This window comes from Pedobacter sp. AC402, from assembly GCF_979252805.1.
The window spans coordinates 91,810-111,626 of the sequence record NZ_CEEDAI010000014.1; the positions used below are offsets into that span (position 1 = coordinate 91,810).

General features: G+C 36.5%; 20 protein-coding genes. 6 read left to right on the top strand and 14 right to left on the bottom strand.

All coding sequences use genetic code 11. The features are described from left to right. Window positions 1–142 precede the first annotated feature (142 nt). The 7 genes from AC0IWE_RS23420 to AC0IWE_RS23450 form a co-directional block, all read right to left on the bottom strand. Window positions 143–499: a bleomycin resistance protein gene (locus AC0IWE_RS23420; RefSeq protein ID WP_471794958.1), complete on the bottom strand. Its 357-nt coding sequence runs from the start codon at window positions 497–499 to the stop codon at window positions 143–145. 24 nt (window positions 500–523) lie between these two features. After that, window positions 524–1,081, bottom strand: a complete 558-nt coding sequence (locus AC0IWE_RS23425) for a GNAT family N-acetyltransferase (RefSeq protein WP_055913256.1) — start codon at window positions 1,079–1,081, stop codon at window positions 524–526. 385 nt (window positions 1,082–1,466) lie between these two features. Further along, complete coding sequence (locus AC0IWE_RS23430) at window positions 1,467–4,322, bottom strand: PD-(D/E)XK nuclease family protein (RefSeq protein WP_471794959.1); 2,856 nt, start codon at window positions 4,320–4,322, stop codon at window positions 1,467–1,469. Window positions 4,323–4,329: 7 nt separating this feature from the next. Continuing rightward, entirely contained in the window at window positions 4,330–7,548 is a 3,219-nt protein-coding gene (locus AC0IWE_RS23435; RefSeq protein ID WP_471794960.1) for a UvrD-helicase domain-containing protein, read from the bottom strand. Window positions 7,549–7,708: 160 nt separating this feature from the next. Beyond that, window positions 7,709–8,503 carry a tRNA threonylcarbamoyladenosine dehydratase gene (locus AC0IWE_RS23440; protein WP_463497653.1) on the bottom strand — a complete coding sequence of 265 codons (795 nt, stop codon included), beginning with the start codon at window positions 8,501–8,503 and terminating at the stop codon, window positions 7,709–7,711. An 8-nt stretch (window positions 8,504–8,511) separates the two neighbouring features. Further along, window positions 8,512–9,513 (bottom strand): PDDEXK nuclease domain-containing protein, encoded by a 1,002-nt coding sequence (locus AC0IWE_RS23445; protein WP_471794961.1) that lies wholly within the window; start codon window positions 9,511–9,513, stop codon window positions 8,512–8,514. Between the two features lie 132 nt (window positions 9,514–9,645). Then, a complete protein-coding gene (locus AC0IWE_RS23450) occupies window positions 9,646–10,203 on the bottom strand; it encodes a TatD family hydrolase (protein ID WP_471794962.1) in 558 nt (185 codons plus the stop codon). Between the two features lie 241 nt (window positions 10,204–10,444). Here AC0IWE_RS23450 and AC0IWE_RS23455 point away from each other — a divergent pair, with 241 nt between their 5' ends. After that, a complete protein-coding gene (locus tag AC0IWE_RS23455) occupies window positions 10,445–10,753 on the top strand; it encodes a thioredoxin family protein (RefSeq protein WP_471794963.1) in 309 nt (102 codons plus the stop codon). 68 nt (window positions 10,754–10,821) lie between these two features. Beyond that, window positions 10,822–10,977: a hypothetical protein gene (locus tag AC0IWE_RS23460; RefSeq protein ID WP_471794964.1), complete on the top strand. Its 156-nt coding sequence runs from the start codon at window positions 10,822–10,824 to the stop codon at window positions 10,975–10,977. Between the two features lie 108 nt (window positions 10,978–11,085). Here AC0IWE_RS23460 and AC0IWE_RS23465 read toward each other — a convergent pair whose 3' ends face one another. The 7 genes from AC0IWE_RS23465 to AC0IWE_RS23495 form a co-directional block, all read right to left on the bottom strand. After that, window positions 11,086–11,250 (bottom strand): hypothetical protein, encoded by a 165-nt coding sequence (locus AC0IWE_RS23465; protein WP_471794965.1) that lies wholly within the window; start codon window positions 11,248–11,250, stop codon window positions 11,086–11,088. A gap of 198 nt (window positions 11,251–11,448) precedes the next feature. Then, window positions 11,449–13,182, bottom strand: a complete 1,734-nt coding sequence (locus AC0IWE_RS23470) for a glycoside hydrolase family 3 protein (RefSeq protein WP_471794966.1) — start codon at window positions 13,180–13,182, stop codon at window positions 11,449–11,451. 95 nt (window positions 13,183–13,277) lie between these two features. Next, window positions 13,278–13,871, bottom strand: a complete 594-nt coding sequence (gene nadD, locus AC0IWE_RS23475; protein WP_471794967.1) for a nicotinate (nicotinamide) nucleotide adenylyltransferase — start codon at window positions 13,869–13,871, stop codon at window positions 13,278–13,280. Between the two features lie 33 nt (window positions 13,872–13,904). Beyond that, window positions 13,905–14,273 carry a four helix bundle protein gene (locus tag AC0IWE_RS23480; RefSeq protein ID WP_471794968.1) on the bottom strand — a complete coding sequence of 123 codons (369 nt, stop codon included), beginning with the start codon at window positions 14,271–14,273 and terminating at the stop codon, window positions 13,905–13,907. 70 nt (window positions 14,274–14,343) lie between these two features. Beyond that, on the bottom strand, window positions 14,344–14,913 hold the full coding sequence (gmk, locus tag AC0IWE_RS23485) for a guanylate kinase (RefSeq protein WP_055913226.1): 570 nt from the start codon (window positions 14,911–14,913) through the stop codon (window positions 14,344–14,346). A gap of 68 nt (window positions 14,914–14,981) precedes the next feature. Beyond that, window positions 14,982–15,845, bottom strand: coding sequence for a YicC/YloC family endoribonuclease (locus AC0IWE_RS23490; RefSeq protein WP_471794969.1), 864 nt, complete (start codon window positions 15,843–15,845; stop codon window positions 14,982–14,984). Window positions 15,846–16,175: 330 nt separating this feature from the next. Continuing rightward, complete coding sequence (locus AC0IWE_RS23495; RefSeq protein ID WP_471794970.1) at window positions 16,176–17,636, bottom strand: hypothetical protein; 1,461 nt, start codon at window positions 17,634–17,636, stop codon at window positions 16,176–16,178. 423 nt (window positions 17,637–18,059) lie between these two features. On the opposite strand from AC0IWE_RS23495, the gene AC0IWE_RS23500 reads away from it, so the two are divergent. The 4 genes from AC0IWE_RS23500 to AC0IWE_RS23515 all read left to right on the top strand — a co-directional run bounded on the left by AC0IWE_RS23500 (window position 18,060) and on the right by AC0IWE_RS23515 (window position 19,532). Beyond that, the gene (locus AC0IWE_RS23500; protein WP_471794971.1) at window positions 18,060–18,317 is read left to right on the top strand and encodes a hypothetical protein; all 258 of its coding nucleotides are present in this window, start codon (window positions 18,060–18,062) and stop codon (window positions 18,315–18,317) included. Between the two features lie 35 nt (window positions 18,318–18,352). Then, window positions 18,353–18,811 carry a hypothetical protein gene (locus AC0IWE_RS23505; protein ID WP_471794972.1) on the top strand — a complete coding sequence of 153 codons (459 nt, stop codon included), beginning with the start codon at window positions 18,353–18,355 and terminating at the stop codon, window positions 18,809–18,811. Between the two features lie 113 nt (window positions 18,812–18,924). Beyond that, the gene (locus AC0IWE_RS23510; protein WP_471794973.1) at window positions 18,925–19,257 is read left to right on the top strand and encodes a hypothetical protein; all 333 of its coding nucleotides are present in this window, start codon (window positions 18,925–18,927) and stop codon (window positions 19,255–19,257) included. 71 nt (window positions 19,258–19,328) lie between these two features. Next, complete coding sequence (locus tag AC0IWE_RS23515) at window positions 19,329–19,532, top strand: hypothetical protein (protein WP_471794974.1); 204 nt, start codon at window positions 19,329–19,331, stop codon at window positions 19,530–19,532. The last annotated feature ends 285 nt before the right edge of the window (window positions 19,533–19,817 follow it).

Here is a 19,817-nt window from a genome sequence, read left to right on the forward strand (position 1 = left end):
GCTAAAATGCCTATGTTTTGTAATAATTATAGGCAATTTGATTAATTATTCAACTGTTTTAATAGGTCGTTTTCTGTTTATTCCGTAAATGAAGAAATAATATTGGGTTATTGTGTTTTTGATTAACCGATTGTATTAAAGCTTAAGGATTTTTCGAAATATCTTCTCCAAAATGGATAATATTTCCATTATTATCTAAAGTTGAAAATTGCCGCATGCCCCAAGGCATATTTTTTAATTTTCCGTTCGGATGAATTATGCCTTGGTTGGTATACTCGGCATAAAGTTCGTCAACTGCTGTAACATAGATATAACAACCAGTGTTTTTAGGGATACTTTCATCATCGGTTGGCCAAAGATGTATGCTGATATCATCTTTACTGAAAATAAGGTAACCATCCCAGTTGTTGTGGAAAGTAAAGCCAAATCTTTCTGTATAGAATTTTATCGTTTCTTCTGCATTTAATGAGGCGAGTATTGGTGTGGCAGTTTTAAGCATTTTATTATAACTATTGATATAAATTTAGTGATTGGGATTTAACAAACCATAGATTTCACTATCAAGAAACTGGCCCCTAAAATAATAATCCTGTTTAAAGTGTGCTTCTTTTACAAAGCCATGTTTGATTAACATCTGCCTTGAAGCATCATTTTCGACGTTGATATTTGCACTGATGGTATGTAGATTCATATCATCGAAACCAAAAGCAATTGATCTTTTTAATGCCTCGGAGATTATGCCCTTCCGCCAATAATCCGGATGAAGCATATAGCCCATTTCTGCCCTATGGTTGGCAAAGTCTGTTCGCCAGTACCCAACAGAGCCAATCATTTCCTGTGGTTTTTCTTTCAAAGCAATTACCCAGGCAAGGTTATCTCCATTTTCGTAGCCGTTTCTGAAGCGGGAGATAAAATCTTTGATCTCAAAAATATCTTTTGGTCTCTCCCTGTCTATGTATTTCATTACCGTTTCATTGGTGCGCATAGCAAAAAGAGCTTCGGCATCGGTAAGATCATGTTCGCGCAGGATTAAACGCTCGGTTTCAAGAATGGGGAAATTTGCAAAATTTAAGGTTAGCATTTTTAAATTTAAGAGATTAACCGCAAAGCACGCAAAGTTTTTCGCAAAGAACACAAAGTTTTATTTTATCACAGCGCATTCGTCGATTTTCAAGGAGGACACGAAGTTGATATTTTTCAATCCAGCTCTTAGTACTGTGGTAAATCATCCCCCTCCAACCATTCTTTTTGGGTTTTTTGGAAAATAAACATTAAGTGTATGAAGCAGCACAGCCGCTACGGTTTTAACCACAAAGAAAACAGAGGAAAATGGACGGAGCACACCGAGTTAATTGTTTAGCAATTTTTCTTCTCCATTACCTCTGTGAAAAACTCTGTACCCTCTGTGGTTATTTACTAAGCACTTAGCGCTCTTTGCGATTTATTTTATTTCTTTGCGGTTGAAACTATTTTCCAAACAGAGTTTTATATAGAGAATACTTATAATTATCTTCAACTGCGCTGGCCACAAAATATGGAGCTTCGAAAAGTTCTGTTAGCTTTTTCCTCAGTTCAGCTAAAAATTCCGGTTTAATTTCCTCCAGATATGCTCCTGAAAGATTTTGCCTGCCTGATTTAAACCATACGCCATCTACACTCATCGTTTTTACTACGTACAAATTTGGTTCTACAAACGTTCTGCCCGAAAATTGTTCGTAAGCATATGTATATAGCAAAGTTTGAATTAAGGCTTTATTAATATGCTTCCCATCCGAATTGAATAGTTCAGGGATATCCTTAAAAGTGAGTTTATCGCTTCCTGTTTTGTAATCAATTATTTTGGTAACACCATCTTTCACATCAACACGATCAATAAAACCAAAAATTTTAACGCTGGCTTCTTTTCCTCTTAGGGGGAAACTGATTTCGGCTTCTACTTTTTGTTCGAGACTTATAATGGTAAAAGGTGTTTGTGCTTCATCCTGATTTAAAATAATGTTTACATAAGCATCTACAATTGATAAAATTACCTTTTGCATCCCCTTATATTCCATTACCTTATCAGGATTTTTGAACATCACAGCATTAAATGCCCTTTGTATTAAAGCCGGAACTTTTTTTCGTTTATCCTTAATCCGGTCTGCTGTAATTTCTGCTGCCCTTATATCTTCATAAAAGTACTCCATCACCTTGTGTAAAATAGAGCCTATTTCATTTGCTTCAACAACTGCACTAACTTCTTTTGGCTCTTTTATGCCTGCGATATAGTTAAAGAAAAAATCTATCGGATTGGAAATATATTGCGTAAGTGCCGATGGTGAGAGCACTTTCTTTTTGTCGAGGTATTTTTGTAAGGTTTCCTGTATAAAAGCATTATTGGTTTTTTCGATCTTTACGTCTTTAAATGCTTCAGTTTTAACCTCCAAATTAAGCTCATTGTAGGTAAACTCGAAACCACTTTCGTACTCTAATTGCTTTAATATTCTGCTCGCCTCTCCTGATGTGGATTCATCTGTTAAACTGTTATAGATAAAATTGATATTCTTGGCCCGCTGTAATAGACGGTACACCATATAGGATGAAATGGCATCTAAATTTTCGAGTACAGGAAGGCCGTAAACGCGACGGATTGAATCTGGAATAAAGCTGTTGCCGATAGATGATTTCGGGATAATACCCTCATTAAAACCTAAAATTACCACTTTATCGAAATTTAAATTTCTGGTTTCGAGTAATCCCATTACCTGAATGCCGTTTAAAGGATCGCCCGAAAGCGGAACGGCAATGGCCTGCAACGATTTTTGAACCAGATAAATTACAAAAGGAATTTCCTCTTTACCGATATGGTTGCTAAAAGTATCATGCAATCTGTTTAACTCCTGAATGGTTTTTACAAATAGTTCGGCATCTATTTTTTTGAGTGTTTTTGCATTTGATAAACGGGTTAAAACATAATCAAGCACGTCGAGTAAATTGCTTACCACATGCTGCGGATCATCAATCTTTCTGTAAAAAGTTTCAAATAATCCACTTTGGCGCAATAATCTTTTGTGGTCAATTTCCACCTCATTTTCTTCCAGTAATGCAGTCAGGATTTTATCGCGCATTTTCTGTGTGAGTCCGGTTAAAGGATGCGTTAAAAAAGCCTCTACATTTCTATAGGTTACTTTATCGCGTTGCAATATTTCAAGCTGACTGGTAAGCCATAAATCTACCAGGCCGAAAATACTGGAAGTAGAGAGGGCGAAACCCATGGTAACGTTAAGATCGATTTCTTTTCCGTTGAATGTAGTTGGGATGGTCTGTAAAGTTGGAATCAACAAACTTTCATCCGCTAAAACCACCACTGTTTTACCTACAGTTTCAGCCTTGGTATAATCATCCTCTAAAATATTGTTCAAAATTTTAGCCTGTGCCGATTGCCCCTGAACTTTAAAAACATTCACCTGGTGTGCTGCGGTTTTCATTAAACTTTCCTGCTCGGCAAATTCATTTTTCAGACCGAGTAAGTTGATGTTTTTGCGCAAAAATAATCCTGCCTCTTGCGATACATCATCCAAATAATAAGTATCGGCATCAAAATAAAATAATGCTTTTCCTGCTTCCTGTAATTGGGTAAATATTTTTGCTTCCGCGCTACTCAAAGCATTAAAACCAACAAAAATGATTTTGCCTTTATCAAAATTTGAAATGAATTCCTGGTGGTTTGTAATATCATTAGCCAGGTACCGGTAAACGGAACCGTTGGTTAAATAGCCCTGATTTTTAAGTGTTGCGTGAAATTTATGGTAAAGCTTGGGCATTCTTCGCCACATTTTGATGAAAAGCTCCTGTTGTTTTTTATGTTTTCCTTCTGAATAGGACGTCCAGAACTGGGAAAGGAACTCATATTGTTCAGGGCTTAAATAATCGAAGTCTTTGTTGATGACTGAAATATCTTCTAAATCGCGGTATAATTTTTCTGCATCAACCAGATCGGCATCAATCTGGTTAAAATCGCTTAAGATGATTTTGGCCAGGGGGAAAAACTTATGACTCGAAATGTTTTCCAGTTTCTCTTCTGCGAGCAGTTGGTTATAAATACGGTGCAAGGTGAAAAACTGAAGGTAAAAATCGGCTATTTTATAACTGGTAGAGCTGGCAAAAAATTCTTGTATGGTAAAAAAAGATGGACTGAAAAAAGGTTTGCCAATAATATCTGCAAAGTGTTTTTGCAGATACGCGGCCGGACGTTTATTGTTAAAAACAATGGCACAGCTTTCCAGCTGGTTTCCAAATCTGGTTACTAAATCTTCGGCAACTTCTTGTAAAAATGGTTTCATCTGCATATTATACTAATTTCAACTTGCCTTTAACCGCGTAGAAAAGATAGGTTTTGATATTCTGATAGCCCATCTCTGAAAGCAATGTTTTGTAGCTATTTACCTGTTCGATGTGTTTGTCGCTTTCCTCTAAAGTAAATTTATAATCAAGAATGATTACTTCATCTGCATTGATCAAAACGCGATCGGGGCGGTGTAGTTTACCATTGGCATCGATGATATTTTTCTCAACAATGCTTTCGCTTGCTTTGCCTAAAATCGCTTGAAGTTCGGGATTATTCAATACCTCAAGTGCTGAACCAATTAGTTTTTGCTTTTCATCTTCTTTAATGATCCCCTGTAAAACCAGGTTGGTTGTATACACATCAACTTCTTTTTCAGTGCTTGCACTGGCCAGGATATCATGTAATAAAGAACCTTTTCTTCCCGATTTTTCAATGTTGACCAAATGTTTCAGGTGTTTATCTTCTGAAGGAATATAAAGTTCTGATAAACGGGTTGTAGTTGGATAAGATTTTAAATTAATGAAATTTGATTCTTCAACTTTATTTTCAGTGTTTACGTAATCAACAATTTCGTAAACTCCGTTTTCATCAAACTGCTCATCAAAAGTAAAATTGATCACATCGCCCATATTGGAGAGCTTTAATTCTTTTTTTGCCATCGTGGCGATGTACAAATAATCTTTAGCGCGGGTAGTTGCCACATATAGCATGTTTAAGGCATCCATATTATTGTACAAAAGCTCTTCGTAATAGGCTTTTGCAATGGCCGAATCGGCTAAGGCCTCATTGTATTTAAGGGGAATGCCTTTTAGTTCTTTATAAACGGTTTCTTCAGAAGATACCCAAAAAGTGCCATTCGGTTTACCTTTAATTTCCCAGTTGCAAAAAGGGACGAATACTGCCCTGAAAGCAAGTCCTTTAGATTTATGTATAGTAATGATTTGTATGGCATCTGCACCTTCAGGAGAGGGTAGCGATTTTTTGATACCGTCTTCTTCCCACCAGGTTAAAAAAGATATGATACCTTTTTCGCCAAGTTTTCCTGCCGATGCGGTCAGATCTCTGAAAGCCAGCAGATATGGGAGATTAGCGGTTAAGCTTTTTAAACCATAATTTTCGATTAAAATTTCTACCAGCTCCGGCAAAGGGAGTTGTAGCCAACTTTGCCAGTTTTCGCATAATGCTACTGGTAAAACTGAAGTGAGTGCATGTAAAGGCTTGCTATTAAGATTCAAGTAATAATTTGCATCAATCTCTTTACCATGTAATGAATGATACAGCGCAATGCAATTGGCTTTATAAAGTGCAGTTTGGGTTTCTAAACCGATCAGTACTTTTAAAGTATTAATGATAAGCTGTATTGCTGAATTGTTGGAGATCAATAGCGCATCGCCTGATAAAACAGGTAAGTTATGGACCATTAATTTTTTAACTGTTAATAAGGCCTCACTATTGGAGCGTACCAATATAGCGATATCTTTTAGCGCATAATGCTGCTCATCTTTGAGGTATTTTATTTCTTCAACAAGATCATCCAAAGCAATATCCCTGAAAACGGTTTCAGTAAAACGGGCTTCATGGGGCGCGTGGTCTTTTCCAAATTTTTTAATTTTGATGGTTCCGCCCTTCAAAGTGTTGGTGGCGAAATTTTGAGTCGAGCCACTGTAAATGTCTGTAATAATTTGTTGGTAATGTTGTTCTTGCCACCATTTGGAAATACTTTCCGGTTTGGTGGAAAGGTTTTCATTCAACTCATTCTGCAAAGTAAGGGGGATCGCTTTGTAAAGAAAATTGTTAAAAGTAATGACGTTCTCGGCACTTCTGTAGTTTTCTTCCAAACTTTCTTCTAATACATTTTCTGCACCAACATCAAGTTTAGCATGTCTGTGGAGGATATTCCAATCGCCATTGCGCCATCGGTAAATCGATTGTTTGGTATCGCCAACTATAAGGTGATCAATCAAATCCTGACTGGGCGTAGCCATCGCATTTGTTAAAAGTGATTTAAAACTTCCCCACTGACTGGTAGAGGTATCCTGAAATTCATCAAACAAGAAATTGCGGTAACGGTTGCCTACTTTTTCCCAGATAAATGAAGGATTATCGCCTGCATCTTCGGTAATTCCGGAAATCAGTTTTTGGGCATCGCTGATGAGTAGGTTATCATTTTCAGCCCGGTATTCTTTCAGTAAGACTGCGATTTCCTGCATTAACCTTAAATAATAAAGGTTTTTGTTAAAAGCAACCGCCAAACTGTAATTTGGTAAATGTGTTAAATAATGCGTTTTTAATTTTTGAAGTATTGGATTAACTGTATCGTAAGCCTCTGGAAAACTTGCGTTTTTTTGAAACCATTCCTCAGGTTGATCGATCAAATTGAAAAGAGGTTCTATCTTAGAAAAATCGCCCCTTGCAACCAAAATAATTTTGGCAAGTGCACTTCGCGATTTTCCTTTCAGGTGTTCTGTTTCTACACCGATTACATTTAATGCTTCATTGGCTTCGGTTGCCAAAGCAATCAATTCATCTTCAAAATTTTTAATTTCCGCTTTGGTAACACTGATGTATTTTTTAAAAAGTTCATCAACGTTTTCCAACCCAAGTGTACTCACCGCATCTTCGAAAATCTGAAACCGCTCAGAAAATATCTCTCCGATCAGATTATAAAGTTCGAATTTATAATTCCAGCTCTTGTTATCACTGATGCGTTCGATGGCCAGATCGATAATCCATTGTAAAAGCTGTTTATTATGGTCTAAAGCTTCATCCAGTTTATTTACAAGGTCATCCTTAACTTTATCATAATTCATTTCCAAATTATAATCGGCATTGAGGCCAAGCTCGAAAGCAAAACCACGGATTACCTTTTGCACAAAACCATCAATGGTACTCACCGAGAAGCGGCTGTAATCGTGCAGGATTTTACGGTAAATTTTATCTGCTTTAAATTGTAGTTCCTGTGCACTTAGTACCGGATAAGCTGTTAAAATCAATTTTCTGTAGTCCTCTATCTTTTGTGAAGGATTACCTTTTGCCAGTCCAAGCAGAACCTCCAGGATTCTGGTTTTCATTTCTTCAGTAGCTTTATTGGTAAAAGTTACCGCTAAAATTTCACGGTATTTATTCTCTCCACTAAAAAGCAGTGTAAGGTAATGTGCGGTAAGACTGAATGTTTTACCGGAACCTGCAGAGGCCTGAAGAATTTTAAGGGGTTGGGGCATATTTATTTCCTAATTTCCTCCTTTGGAGGGGTGCTCGCAGAGCGGGGTGGTCAATACAATTCGCTAGCGTTTTTTGCTGTAGTTCCTGAATTATTATTTTACCCTAACCTACAACAATTTAAAATTTTCCCGAAGTCATAATATCAACAATTTATTTGGATCAGGCTTTTTTACTTTTCCGTTTATTTAGTGTTTTATGACTGATTCTTGCCGGGCGTTCGGCCATTTCAATCGGAAGGCCAAGCAAATCGCGTATTACCACAGATGCACAAGCGCCGCCGAATGCTGCTGGTAAATAAGAAACTGTACCATAGGCCGAACGTTTAAAATTGCTTCCATCGGTCATAATCATTGAATTTTTGTCCATTTCTTCTGTTGAGAACACAGTTTTGATTTTGCTGGCATTGGCAAGTTTATTTAATCGTTTGCGAACATAACTGGCAAACACGCATTGATAAGTATCAGGTAACAGTGTAATTCTTAATCTAGTCGGATCCATTTTACCACCTGCGCCCATTGAGCTCACAATTGGTATATTTTTTTCTAAAGCGGTGCTGAGTAAGGTGATTTTTGGCATTACACTATCAATGCAATCCATAATGTAATCGAACTTAGATTCTAAAATTTCCCTGCATTTCTCGGGTGTTAGAAAAGTATTTACTACATGGAGTTTTAATTCAGGATTTATAGCCAATAAACGTTCTTCCATAATTGCTGCTTTGCTCACGCCATGATTGGTTGCCAAAGCTGGCAGTTGCCTGTTGCGGTTGGTTGGATCAACAACATCGCCATCAACTATCGTCATTTCTCCAATTCCTGAGCGGCAGATAAATTCGGCCGCAAAAGAACCTACGCCACCTAAACCGATCACAAGAACGTGTTTAGATTGAAGTTTATCAATTCCGTCGTTTCCCACAAGTAGGGCAGAGCGTGAAAGCCAGGTAGTATCAGACATATTAAATTTTATAAATTCCCTAATTTTTCAATTTCTTTCTTCATCTCATCCATTAATTGCTGTTCAGTAGGTAGATAAAGTTGATATTTACTTGCAATAATTGTTTTATTATTTTCAGGCAGAGATATTTTTACAACTGCATCATTTTTATCGGTACACAATAAAATACCAATCGTAGGATTTTCGAAATTTTGTTTTTCGTAACGGTCGTAATAGTTTACGTACATCTGTAACTGACCCATATCTTGATGATTAAGTTTAGTTGTTTTAATCTCTATTATTACAAAGCACTGTAAGAGCCGGTTATAAAAAACAAGGTCAATAAAAAATTCATCTCCTTCAATGTGTATTCGTTTTTGTCTTGCCACAAAAGAGAAACCATTTCCTATTTCTAACAAAAAATCTTGCAGGTGGGTAATAATGGCGGATTCTAAATCCTTTTCATAATATGCTGTTTCTCTTTTTAGACCCAAAAATTCTAATACCATTGGGTCTTTGATAATCTGAGTTGGTTCAGAAGGCTGTTTTTCTGCTCTAGCTATAGCCAAAACAGATTCAATATCGTTACTTAAGAGCAACCTTTCAAACAGTTGACTATTTACCTGTCTTTCCAATTGTCTTGCCGACCAATTATTTTTTTCAGTTTCTGCGATGTAAAAATCTTTTTTGTCTTGATTATCAATGCTGATCAAGATTTTATAATGCGTCCAGCTGAATTGCGTCCGCAGTGCAGACGCAATTGGAAAAGTGCGGTAAAATTGCCTGTTCCGTTCTAATTGGCGAATCGAAAATCCTGTTCCAAATTGTGGTTGAAATTCATCAGAGATCGATTTTATAAGATATTCGCCATAATTAGCCCTATTTCTGCCATTCTGTTCTTCCTCAAAAATAACCTTACCAATTTGCCAATACATCAGCATTCTCTCCGTATCAACAGAACGTATTGCCCGTTCTGTTGAAGATGTAATGATGGATTGTATTTGTTGTATTAGCTCTTTTTTTAATTGCATTAATATTTAGTTCGAGGAGTAGTATTGATCTCTGTAATTGTGTTATAAGGAAATATATTTATTATTTTAAGGCCATAAGATTTAATGCTAAATTACTAAAAGAGTTAGTTTAGTAAGGGGGCTTATTAAATTTTATACATTTAACCTTTCCCAGTCGGTAAAAATACGAGCTTTAAGTTCATCAACTGTGCATTTTTTTAAAATCGCAGCGGCACTGTAAATGTCTTTAATTGAAACATCGGCATCATCTGTTTCCAAAAAAAAACTATCGGTACTTTGAATGAGTTTAGAAGCACCAGAATTCTCTTTCAATGCAGCTATACCAAAAGAAAGAAAAAATCCTTTAGCAAATAACTGTCTCCCGAGTGCTTCGTTTTTATTAAAGCCGTGAATAATCATGGGTACTTTTACACTTAACCGATCTTTAAGTGCAATCAACTCTGAAAAACATTTAACGCAATGCAAAATTAAGGGCTTATTAAGTTTTTCTGCCAATTCGATCTGTTTTTCCAATATTATGATCTGATTCTCCAACTTTTCGCCCCTCAACCGATCTAAACCGCACTCTCCAATCTGTTTAACATTTAATTGATTGGCTACAACAGTTAAATATTTCATTTGAAGTGACAAGTGATCAACCTTGGCAAACCATGGATGTAAACCTACTGAAATTGGCTTTGTTTTAGGCATGGCTAAAAAGATATCGCTGGTTAACGATAAACTTTGAATGCTGGTTACCCCCGGCTTGCAGTAGCGGCTTTATGGGTATGTATATCTAAAAAGTCCATTGCAAAACAAAGATATGAAAAATGGCAGATGCAGAACCAACGTAAATATGGTAACTGAAAACTGTTAACCTTCTGTAAAGAATTTGCGAATAATCTATTAAAGCACTAGACTTTATTACTTTTGTTTATTATTTCAAAAAAACATGAAAAGATTAATCATTTTATTGACAGCCGTGTTGATTTCGACTGCAGCGTTTAGTCAGGCGAAAAAAGAAGGCGTTCATATTTATAACCCGCAGGCAGATGCTAAAGCAGAAATTGCGGCGGCAGTTTCAAAAGCAGCCAAAGAAAATAAGCATGTTTTGTTGCAGGTTGGTGGCAACTGGTGCAGTTGGTGCATTGCATTTCACAATCTGGTTGACAGCACAGCAACCCTGAAAAATTACATTAATGATAATTTCGAAACCGTTTTGGTAAATTATAGCCCTAGAATAAAAACGAGGCTGTTTTAGCCAGTTTAGGTTATCCTCAACGTTTTGGTTTCCCTGTATTTTTAATTTTAGATGGTAAAGGCAAAGTATTGCATATCGAAAATTCTTCATACTTAGAAACTGAAGAAGTAGCTGCAAATGGTAAAAAGAAAGTAGGGCATGACGTAAAGAAAATTACTTCATTTTTAAAAGGATGGACAACAACTGCAGTTAACCCAGAAACTTACAAAGCAAAAGCTAAATAAGCTTTATTGTAGATATCAAAATGATAAAAGCCGTTCGGATGCAAATCAGAACGGCTTTCTTTTTAATCGTTTAGCTCATCATCTTCCAATTTATCATCAAGATTTAATTCATAAAGAAGCTCTTGATGCCTCATCGGCTTGTTCCAGCAAATCTTTATCATGTTCTATATTGATATCATCGCCACTAATTTCGTTAATATTGTCTACCTCATCCTCTCTGCGTAGTGCATCATTCGGATCGTTCGAATAATTGTCGTCTTCTGGATCTATCATAACATTAAGTTTTTAGTATAGATAATCGTTTTGAGGATGAAATTGTTTTAGAGAAAGGTAAAAGTTGAAATACTAAAGCGATAGATTGATTAATACCGTTTAGTCTCTATTTAAGTGAATAAAATATATAATAAAAATGCCGGATCATTCAAACATCCGGCATTAATTCTTTGTGTACCTGGTATCTTGGGGATTAATCTACATACCGTCTCCAAATTTATAAAACGGAGCCACACCCACAGGTAATTTTCCTGTTGGTACGAATCTGTTATTGATTACAGCAGCAGCTGAAATCTGCATATAATCTTCTTTTTGATAGGCCACAACCAAACCTTTGCTATTTTCTAAACCGGCTAAGCCAGCAAGATTGTAAGGGTTGGCAAATAGCGCAAAAACTGCATTTTTAGCTGATAATTCTTTAATAAAGTTTTTTACCCCTGCATTTAGCGGCATGTTATTCGCTGGTCTTGATCTGCTGTCGTGGATCCCAACAATTACCTGATCAAAAGCACCGATTTCTCGGGCAATGTTCGATATCTGCGTAGGACTTGCATCTTTATCCAATACATAATATACCGAGTTATAATAACCTTTCGAAATTTCTTTCTGGAAAGTGGTTACAGAAGGTACACCGATACTGATAATGGCTGTTCTTCTAATCGGAATAAGCCGTTTAATATAATCTTTACCCTTCAGCAAGGTAACTGATGCATTGGCAAGTTCCTGCACCAAAGCATTGCTGGCATTGCGGTTTACTCCGGCCACAACACCCTGGGTAACGATAGTATCCCGTTTGGCCAAACCTGCCCAGTATTTTGCAGTCAGTATTTTGCGCACACTTTGGTCTATTTCAGCCATACTAACACGGTCTTGTCTAACCGCTTTACGCACCAGCTTAATCGCTCTGTCGCTGTTTTCTGATAATTCTATAATATCATTACCAGCAATTATACCCATTAAATCAGCCTCACCATCTTTAAAATATTTCACCACACCCTTCATGTCCATTGCATCTGAAATAATTAAGCCTTTAAAGCCTAATTTTTGCTTTAAAATACCAGTAACAATAGGTTTGGAAAGGGTAGATGGCAAATTTGGGGTTTTATCCAGCGAAGGGATATTCATATGTGCAATCATCACACCTGATGCACCTTGTTTAATCAGTTCTTTAAATGGATACATTTCTAATGTATCCAATCGGGTAGCAGAAAAAGTAAGCTGTGGCAAATCGTAATGAGAATCCACATCGGTATCACCATGACCTGGAAAGTGCTTCAGGGTGGTTAATAAACCGCCATCCTGCATACCTTTCATATAGGCTGCCACTTTTGTAGCCACATTGTATTTGTTCTCTCCAAAAGACCGGTAGTTGATTACCGGATTTTTTGGGTTATTATTAATATCTGCATCAGGCGCTAAATTCATCTGCATGCCCATGCGTTTATAATCTTTGGCTACTTCAAGCCCCATTTTATACAGCAACTCTTTATTTTGAATTGCGCCCAACGTCATTTGATAAGGATAAGAAATAGTGCTGTCTAAACGCATGCCAAGGCCCCATTCACCATCATTCGCTACAATTAAAGGAACACGACTTAATTTTTGATAGGCATTGGTTGCCAAAACCTGCCGCCCCGGGCCTCCCTGAAAAAATATAACGCCACCTAATTGTTCTTTTTTGATCACCTGACCAACAGAATCGGTGTATTTTTTACCCAGGTTAGTATGGGCCCGCACAAAAAACATTTGCGCAATACGTTCTCTACGGTTAAGTTTATTAAAAACAGAATCCACCCATTTTGGTTGGTTGGCCAATAGCTCTAAGTAGGTTTTTTGTTGTGCGCTTGCAGAAAATGCAGTACCGCAAAGGGCAATCAGTATAAAAAAATTTTTTCTCACGAGTTTTGTTGTATCAGCTGCTAAATTAATCATCTAAAGCCGAATTAAACAAAAACCAATCCAAGTAATTAATTTAATACAATATGTTGTAAACCCCGATGGCTTAAACATAAATTTTTAATGCAGTGCTATTTGTACATTCCCTTCCCGTCAATGAAATCGATAACCTTATCTGGCAGAAAAAACTGTACATTTTTCTTTTCTTTAATGGCTTTGCGGATAAAGGTTGATGAAATTTCCATCAGCGGGGTTTGCGTAAAAGTAATGGATGGATGCTGCTCCCATTCGCTGGTATTTGCGCCAGGCCGCGGATAAACAAAAATTTGATAGTTTTTTAGCAATACCTCGTAATTTTTCCATTTTTTGAATGATACCAGGTTATCGGCTCCCATAATCAGCACAAATTCCTTTTCAGGGTATTTTTCGTGGAGGTACGTTAAAGTATCGATGGTATACGATGGCTGAGGCAATGCAAATTCGATATCACTCACCCTGATATGTTCGGCATTTTCAGTGGCCAGTTTGGCCATTTCCAAACGATCGTACATATTGGTTAAGCCGCTCTTATCCTTTAATGGGTTATGGGGCGAAACCACCAGCCACACTTCATCAAGCCCGGTATGGTTAGCCATGTAATTTGCAATCACTAAATGCCCGGTATGGATGGGATTATATGAACCGAAGAAAAGACCAGTCTTTGGTTTATAGTTTTTAGTTGACATTTTTCAGTTCGATATATTTAAAAAATGAAACAGTTAAGTAACACCGTATTTTTCTGGATTATTTATCATATGATTTAACAATTTTCCAACCTCGTCGCTTTGTGATGTTAAATCTTCATATCTCTCTTGATCAATATATTTACACGCTAATGCAAACTTTAACCAACCTTTGGTCTCGCTATTCTCCATGTCGCTATCCGAAAGCTTACTGATGAAATGAGCTCTATATCTTCGTTTTCTATAAGCTTCAATAAAACAAATATTTGTAGACCGTGAAGATCTTCTGATTTGATCAGTTAGCGCGTACATCTCACCCTTTGGAAAGGATTTACTGAGTTCGAAAATATTCATTGCCAACTCAAATGACTTTTTATAAACCAATAAATCAGAAAAATCGCCCATAAACTAATCTCGTATTTTATTGGAAAAGTATTTTATACTACATAAACTGAAAATTGAAAGCTTTCAACTGCTAACTTTTTAAGAAATCTCCCACCAATTGCTCCGCTTCTGCACAGGCAGTAGCCAGATCATAATTTTTTAAAATTACATCAAACTTATCTGCGTAGAGTAATTCTTTTTCAGCTTTAATAAAACGTTCCTGCAATTTCTCTGCACTATCTGTTCCTCTTCCGCTTAAACGTTCTTTTAATACATCCAACGATGGTGGCTGAACAAAAATTGCCAGAGCATCATCTTCATATTTTCTTTTTAAACGGATACCACCTTCCACATCAATATCGAAAATTACGTGTTTGCCATCGTTCCAGATGCGCTCGATTTCTGAGCGTAAGGTGCCATAAAAAGTTCCGTTATAAACTTCCTCAAACTCCACAAATTCCTGACGGGCAACTTTGTGTAAAAATTCTTCCTTACTGATAAAATAGTAATCGTTTTCATGTGTTTCGGCACCTCTTAGTTCGCGTGTTGTTGCAGAAATAGAAAAGCTCAGCTCAGGAAATTTCGTTAATAAATGATGTACTATAGTTGTTTTACCTGCTCCTGATGGTGCCGAAAATATGATTAATTTGCCTTGTTTCATTTTGTAAGCTGAAAGCAAAAAGCTAAAAGACCAAAGCAGCTTTTTGCTTTAGTCTTTAGTCTTTCCGCTTATAATACGTTCAATAATTGTTCCTTTATTTTTTCTAATTCTTCTTTCATACCCACAACAAACTGTTGCATCTGGGCATCGTTAGCCTTGGCACCCATGGTATTAATTTCTCTTCCAATTTCCTGAGAAATAAAGCCCATTTTTTTTCCGTTTGCTTCCTTGCTTGCCAAAGTTTGCAAGAAATAATCACAATGGCTTTTTAACCGTGTTTTTTCTTCAGTAATGTCAATTTTATCAATATAATAGATCAGTTCCTGCTCAAAACGGTTTTGGTCTATATTCACCTTACCTACGGCATCATCTAAAAATTGGGTAAATTTATCGCGGATTGCAGAAATCCTCTTAGGTTCCAATTCTTCTACAGATTTGAAATAAGAAAGAATGTTTTTGATCCTTAATGTTAAATCGGCCTTTAAAACAGCACCTTCATCCTCCCTAAATTTATTAAAATTAGCCAAAGCCTCCGTAAAAATCTGGTAAAGGTGGTTCCATTCATCCTCACTTACACTTTCTTCCTTGTAGCTGATCACATCGGGAAAAGTTAAGGCAGTTTGCAGTAAATTGCTACTCTCAGCACCCAATTCATTATTAACTGCAATAAGTTGCTTATAATAATGGCTTAATAGTGCGGTATTGATGTTAGCACCTGTAACTTCACCATTGGTACGTTCTACATTGATGCTTAAACTTACCTTTCCGCGTTCAATATCTTTACTACAGATGTTGCGCAGGATCAGTTCTTTATCAGAAAAAGCTTTAGGATATTTTAAATTCAGCTCAAGAAATTTGCTGTTGAGCGATTTGATTTCGACACTATACTTTGCATTTGCATAATCGGCTGTTGCTAAGCCGTATCCTGTCATGGATTTTATCATGCGCAAAGGTAAGAAAAATTAGTGAAGAGTTTTTGGATGATGGTTTACTGTTTTCTAAGGATATTGATACACAAAAGTAAATTCTGATCAAAAAAATAACCTGGAATGATTTTTTCATCCCAGGTTATTGAATAATATTGAATTTATTTTCACTTTCACAAAATTCCAATTAACTTGTTTTCAGTCTCTGAAACCTAACTGGCATTCGTAACCACTTGTTTTTTATTTTAAAATCTTTTTGCCATCGAGATTAAATATCTTCAATCTACTGTTGAGGCTAGTCTGTTCAACTGGCGTAGTTAAAGAATAGCTATTGCCCTAGCTACAATTTGCAACAAATTCCCAAGGGCCCCATTCTTCTGTTTCAGGTACTTGATTAGGGTTTACATACCACTTGTTTTTGTAAATTTTTCCTTTATAATAAACTTTTGTACCAGCGGTTGGGTAAGATTTAGCTGCATCATACGCAGCTATGCCACAGCCTCCCGTGCCCCCTGGTGGATTGGTAGGCGTTGTAGTTGGTGGAATTACAGGTGGTGTAACCGGCGGATTTATAGGTGTTGTTGGTTGGTTTTTATAATCAAAAGCATTGGCAAGAGCAGCTTCTTTGGTTTGCCCGTTTAAAATTTTGCCAGCCATGTTTAAATAAGTAACCCCGGTATAGTTCGTGTTTTTGTTCGATAGTAAAGACAGGTTCCAGATCATTATCCCATCATTTTTACCAGCCCTATTCTGTGAGCCTCCATCGTGAATATATTTAGCCAAATTAGCAACAAATTCTGGAGTATGTTCAAAATATGGTCCCCAAGGCTCACCTGGAACGTGCGTGCCATGTGCAAGTTTAAAGCCATATTGGTTGGCATAATAGGCATAAGAATCGTACATCAGGTTTCGGTTAGGTGCTGCCCCTGTATTGTAAGCCTGATAAGCAATAATATCCAGTTGATCTCCAACAGCTTTCATTACAGGTATCATTGCGCCCGTAGATGAGAATCCAAATAAACTAATGCTTTTGGTTGGATCAGTAAAGCTGTACAGAAAATTATCTGTCTCGTTTGTTACTGCATTTCGTTTGCCATAGGCGAAGGGTGATTGAGGATCATCATTATTTAATCCACCCAAAGCACCGGCACCTGCAGGAGCAGTAGTAATAAGATAACCTTCCGATTTTGGCATCAGTTTTCTTGATTCCGAAATGTATTTAGTTAATCTGCCAACATTTAATGCATTCCCCGATTCGCTGAAGCTGGCATTTGGTTCAAAATCCCAATCAATTCCCGCAAAACCAATATCGTCAATAAGGTCTTTAATGTGCTGATAATTGATGTTGTTGAAGTTTTCTGAAGTATTCCAATAACTTTCGCCACCTATTGAAAGGATTACGCTGATGCCCTTTTGTTTTAAAATGCCAATTGCACGTTTTAGCATTAAACCGCCATCTTTAGGATCTGGAGTAGAATAACATTCCAATCCAGTGTTAACAGTAGTAATATTATATGACCCTTTAATATAAGTAAGGTTTGGTTTTGCAAATGCAAAAAAAACATGGGTTACACTTGATGGCAATGAAGTAAACGGACTTATCCCATCCTCATTGAGCCACCCTTCGCTCCAACTAGGATAATAGCCAATTGTGATCGGTTTATTTAAACTTGGATTGGTATTCGTATTTACAACAGCCTGTTTTTGCGGAATTTTTAAAGTTCCTTCCAGCATTAAAGTTTCCAAATTGTCTTTTTTACAGGAAGCAAAAATGGAGAGAAGTACAGTTATGGCCATTAACGCCTTTTTTTTGGATAAAGTAAATCCTGTAGCCAGTGCGTGGCTAGTAGTGAATGATTTGTTCTTTCATATTATATTTTAAGTATTAGGTATACTCAAATGTAGTAATAATACTTCATTTTTGCCAATTCCTTTTACTTAACCTCTTTATAAATGCTATATATACCATTATTTTAGGTTTTCTACACAATTCATAATAGAACTCAATGGGATCATTAAATTTAGTTTTAATTTAACTTGTATTAAATAAATGATCACCCTTTATAAGGTCTATGCTGTTTTTAATATAGCCAGAGCGAACTAAGGATTGGATTTCAATTGCCCAAAGGAGAGGCATCATCAGAGCACGTGCTAAATAAAATCCAACGGTTGTTTTCTTATTGTTATTAACGTTTCTTTAACAGTTTACAAGGTTAACAAATGCTAATTTTACAAAAATATCTAGCAGGTTCTGAAAGCATTTTTAATTACAATATCACTTTCATTACTATTGCTTCTTTTTTCCTTAAAAAAACGCTCGCTCAAAATACCTCGGCCAAAGGCGTCATTATCGAAGAAAAAGGAACCCAGCTCCGCATTGCGTTGGCCGTTATCACCAATATTAGCAACAAGCAGGCAGTAGGTAGTAACGATATGGGCCTCTTTGCAATTAAAGCTAAAATTGGCGATACCTTTTAGTAATCACAAAAAGGCATTTTAACAACATCATTTTAGTGGTATCCAATGATCAAGATCTGGTTATTAACCTCGTTCGTGCTGATATGTTATTAGAGGATGTAACAATTAGAGCAGAAAACAAACAACAAAATTTGTCAGCTGTTAGGTTAGCACACCAGAAGAAAACTTATTTTTATGGTAAAAAACGAAATCCGCTATACTATATGCGCTATCCTTTGGCTGCCGTAATGGAACTTTTTAGCGCAGAGCGGAAAAATGCAAAACGTTTTGATCGTTATTATGAAAATGAAACGAAGGAATTGGAAATAGACCGGTTTTTTAACGTCCGGATTGTTAAAAATAATACAACATTTACGGGTAAGCAGATGGATAAGTTTATGTTGGATTACAGGCCGAAATATAAACAGATTAAAAACTGGACTAACTACGACGCTGTAGGCTATATTAAAAAATCAGCAAAGCAGTATTTAGATACCTTAACCAAGCCATTATAACGCACAATGAAGCATATTAAAAATATTCTTTTATTCATCACTTTAGTTATAAGCTTAAATGCAAAAGCACAGGATTTTGTACTTAAAGGTGTGGTGATAGAAAAGGTTCTAATGTGCGGATTGCTTTTGCAGCTATTACCAATATCCGCAGTAAAATGGGTACAACCACTAACGATATTGGAATATTTCAGTTAAATGCCCGGATAGGGGATACTTTGCTGGTTCAAAAGCGAAATTTAAAAGACCAAAATGTTGTGGTTAATACCGATGATGACTTACTGATATATTTAATCAGGGGGAGTACTATGCTAGAGGAGGTAACAGTTAAAGGGCAAACTAAAAAGCAAGAGATGGAAGGTATAAAAAGAGATTTTAAAAGGAATGGTTCGTTTTTTGAAGGAAAACCACCATTACTTTTGCTAGTCCTTTTGGTGGTAGCCCATTAACATTTTTTTATGAGCTTTTTGGTAAAACACCGGCAAGGGCACGTAACTTTAACCGTTATTATAAAAAGGAATTGAGTTTGATTGAGGTGGATAAGTTTTTTAATAAAACCTTAGTCGCAAAAAATACAACTTTGACAGGAAAAGAGCTTGATAAATTTTTGCTCGATTATTATCCAACACGCAGCACAACCCTTAACTGGAATAACTATGATGCTGTTAAATACATCAAAGAATCGGCTAAGAAATATACCGATACTTTGAAACACAATAATTAATTACATAATGAAAAACTTCAAATTTGCCATCATACTATTCGTTCTTACCTCAATCTGCTTCGTTACACCACCCAGTTTTTTATTGTGAAAGGCGTTGTAATCGAAAAAGGCTCAAATATCAGAATTGCCCTATCAGAAATTACAAATCTGCGTACCGGAATCGGTGTGGGTAGTAATGATATTGGTATGTTTTCAACTTAAAGCAAAAATTGGTGATACGCTTCTCGTTATTAAAAGGGATTTGATCGACCAGCGTGTTGTGGTAAACAGTGAGAAAGATTTAGT

Bases quoted from the DNA above. Each gene is read 5' to 3' on its own strand.
- AC0IWE_RS23420 (WP_471794958.1), bottom strand. From the start codon at position 499: ATGCTTAAAACTGCCACACCAATACTCGCCTCATTAAATGCAGAAGAA.
- AC0IWE_RS23425 (WP_055913256.1), bottom strand. From the start codon at position 1,081: ATGCTAACCTTAAATTTTGCAAATTTCCCCATTCTTGAAACCGAGCGT.
- AC0IWE_RS23430 (WP_471794959.1), bottom strand. From the start codon at position 4,322: ATGAAACCATTTTTACAAGAAGTTGCCGAAGATTTAGTAACCAGATTT.
- AC0IWE_RS23435 (WP_471794960.1), bottom strand. From the start codon at position 7,548: ATGCCCCAACCCCTTAAAATTCTTCAGGCCTCTGCAGGTTCCGGTAAA.
- AC0IWE_RS23440 (WP_463497653.1), bottom strand. From the start codon at position 8,503: ATGTCTGATACTACCTGGCTTTCACGCTCTGCCCTACTTGTGGGAAAC.
- AC0IWE_RS23445 (WP_471794961.1), bottom strand. From the start codon at position 9,513: ATGCAATTAAAAAAAGAGCTAATACAACAAATACAATCCATCATTACA.
- AC0IWE_RS23450 (WP_471794962.1), bottom strand. From the start codon at position 10,203: ATGCCTAAAACAAAGCCAATTTCAGTAGGTTTACATCCATGGTTTGCC.
- AC0IWE_RS23455 (WP_471794963.1), top strand. From the start codon at position 10,445: ATGAAAAGATTAATCATTTTATTGACAGCCGTGTTGATTTCGACTGCA.
- AC0IWE_RS23465 (WP_471794965.1), bottom strand. From the start codon at position 11,250: ATGATAGATCCAGAAGACGACAATTATTCGAACGATCCGAATGATGCA.
- AC0IWE_RS23470 (WP_471794966.1), bottom strand. From the start codon at position 13,182: ATGATTAATTTAGCAGCTGATACAACAAAACTCGTGAGAAAAAATTTT.
- nadD (WP_471794967.1), bottom strand. From the start codon at position 13,871: ATGTCAACTAAAAACTATAAACCAAAGACTGGTCTTTTCTTCGGTTCA.
- AC0IWE_RS23480 (WP_471794968.1), bottom strand. From the start codon at position 14,273: ATGGGCGATTTTTCTGATTTATTGGTTTATAAAAAGTCATTTGAGTTG.
- gmk (WP_055913226.1), bottom strand. From the start codon at position 14,913: ATGAAACAAGGCAAATTAATCATATTTTCGGCACCATCAGGAGCAGGT.
- AC0IWE_RS23490 (WP_471794969.1), bottom strand. From the start codon at position 15,845: ATGACAGGATACGGCTTAGCAACAGCCGATTATGCAAATGCAAAGTAT.
- AC0IWE_RS23495 (WP_471794970.1), bottom strand. From the start codon at position 17,636: ATGGCCATAACTGTACTTCTCTCCATTTTTGCTTCCTGTAAAAAAGAC.
- AC0IWE_RS23500 (WP_471794971.1), top strand. From the start codon at position 18,060: ATGCTAATTTTACAAAAATATCTAGCAGGTTCTGAAAGCATTTTTAAT.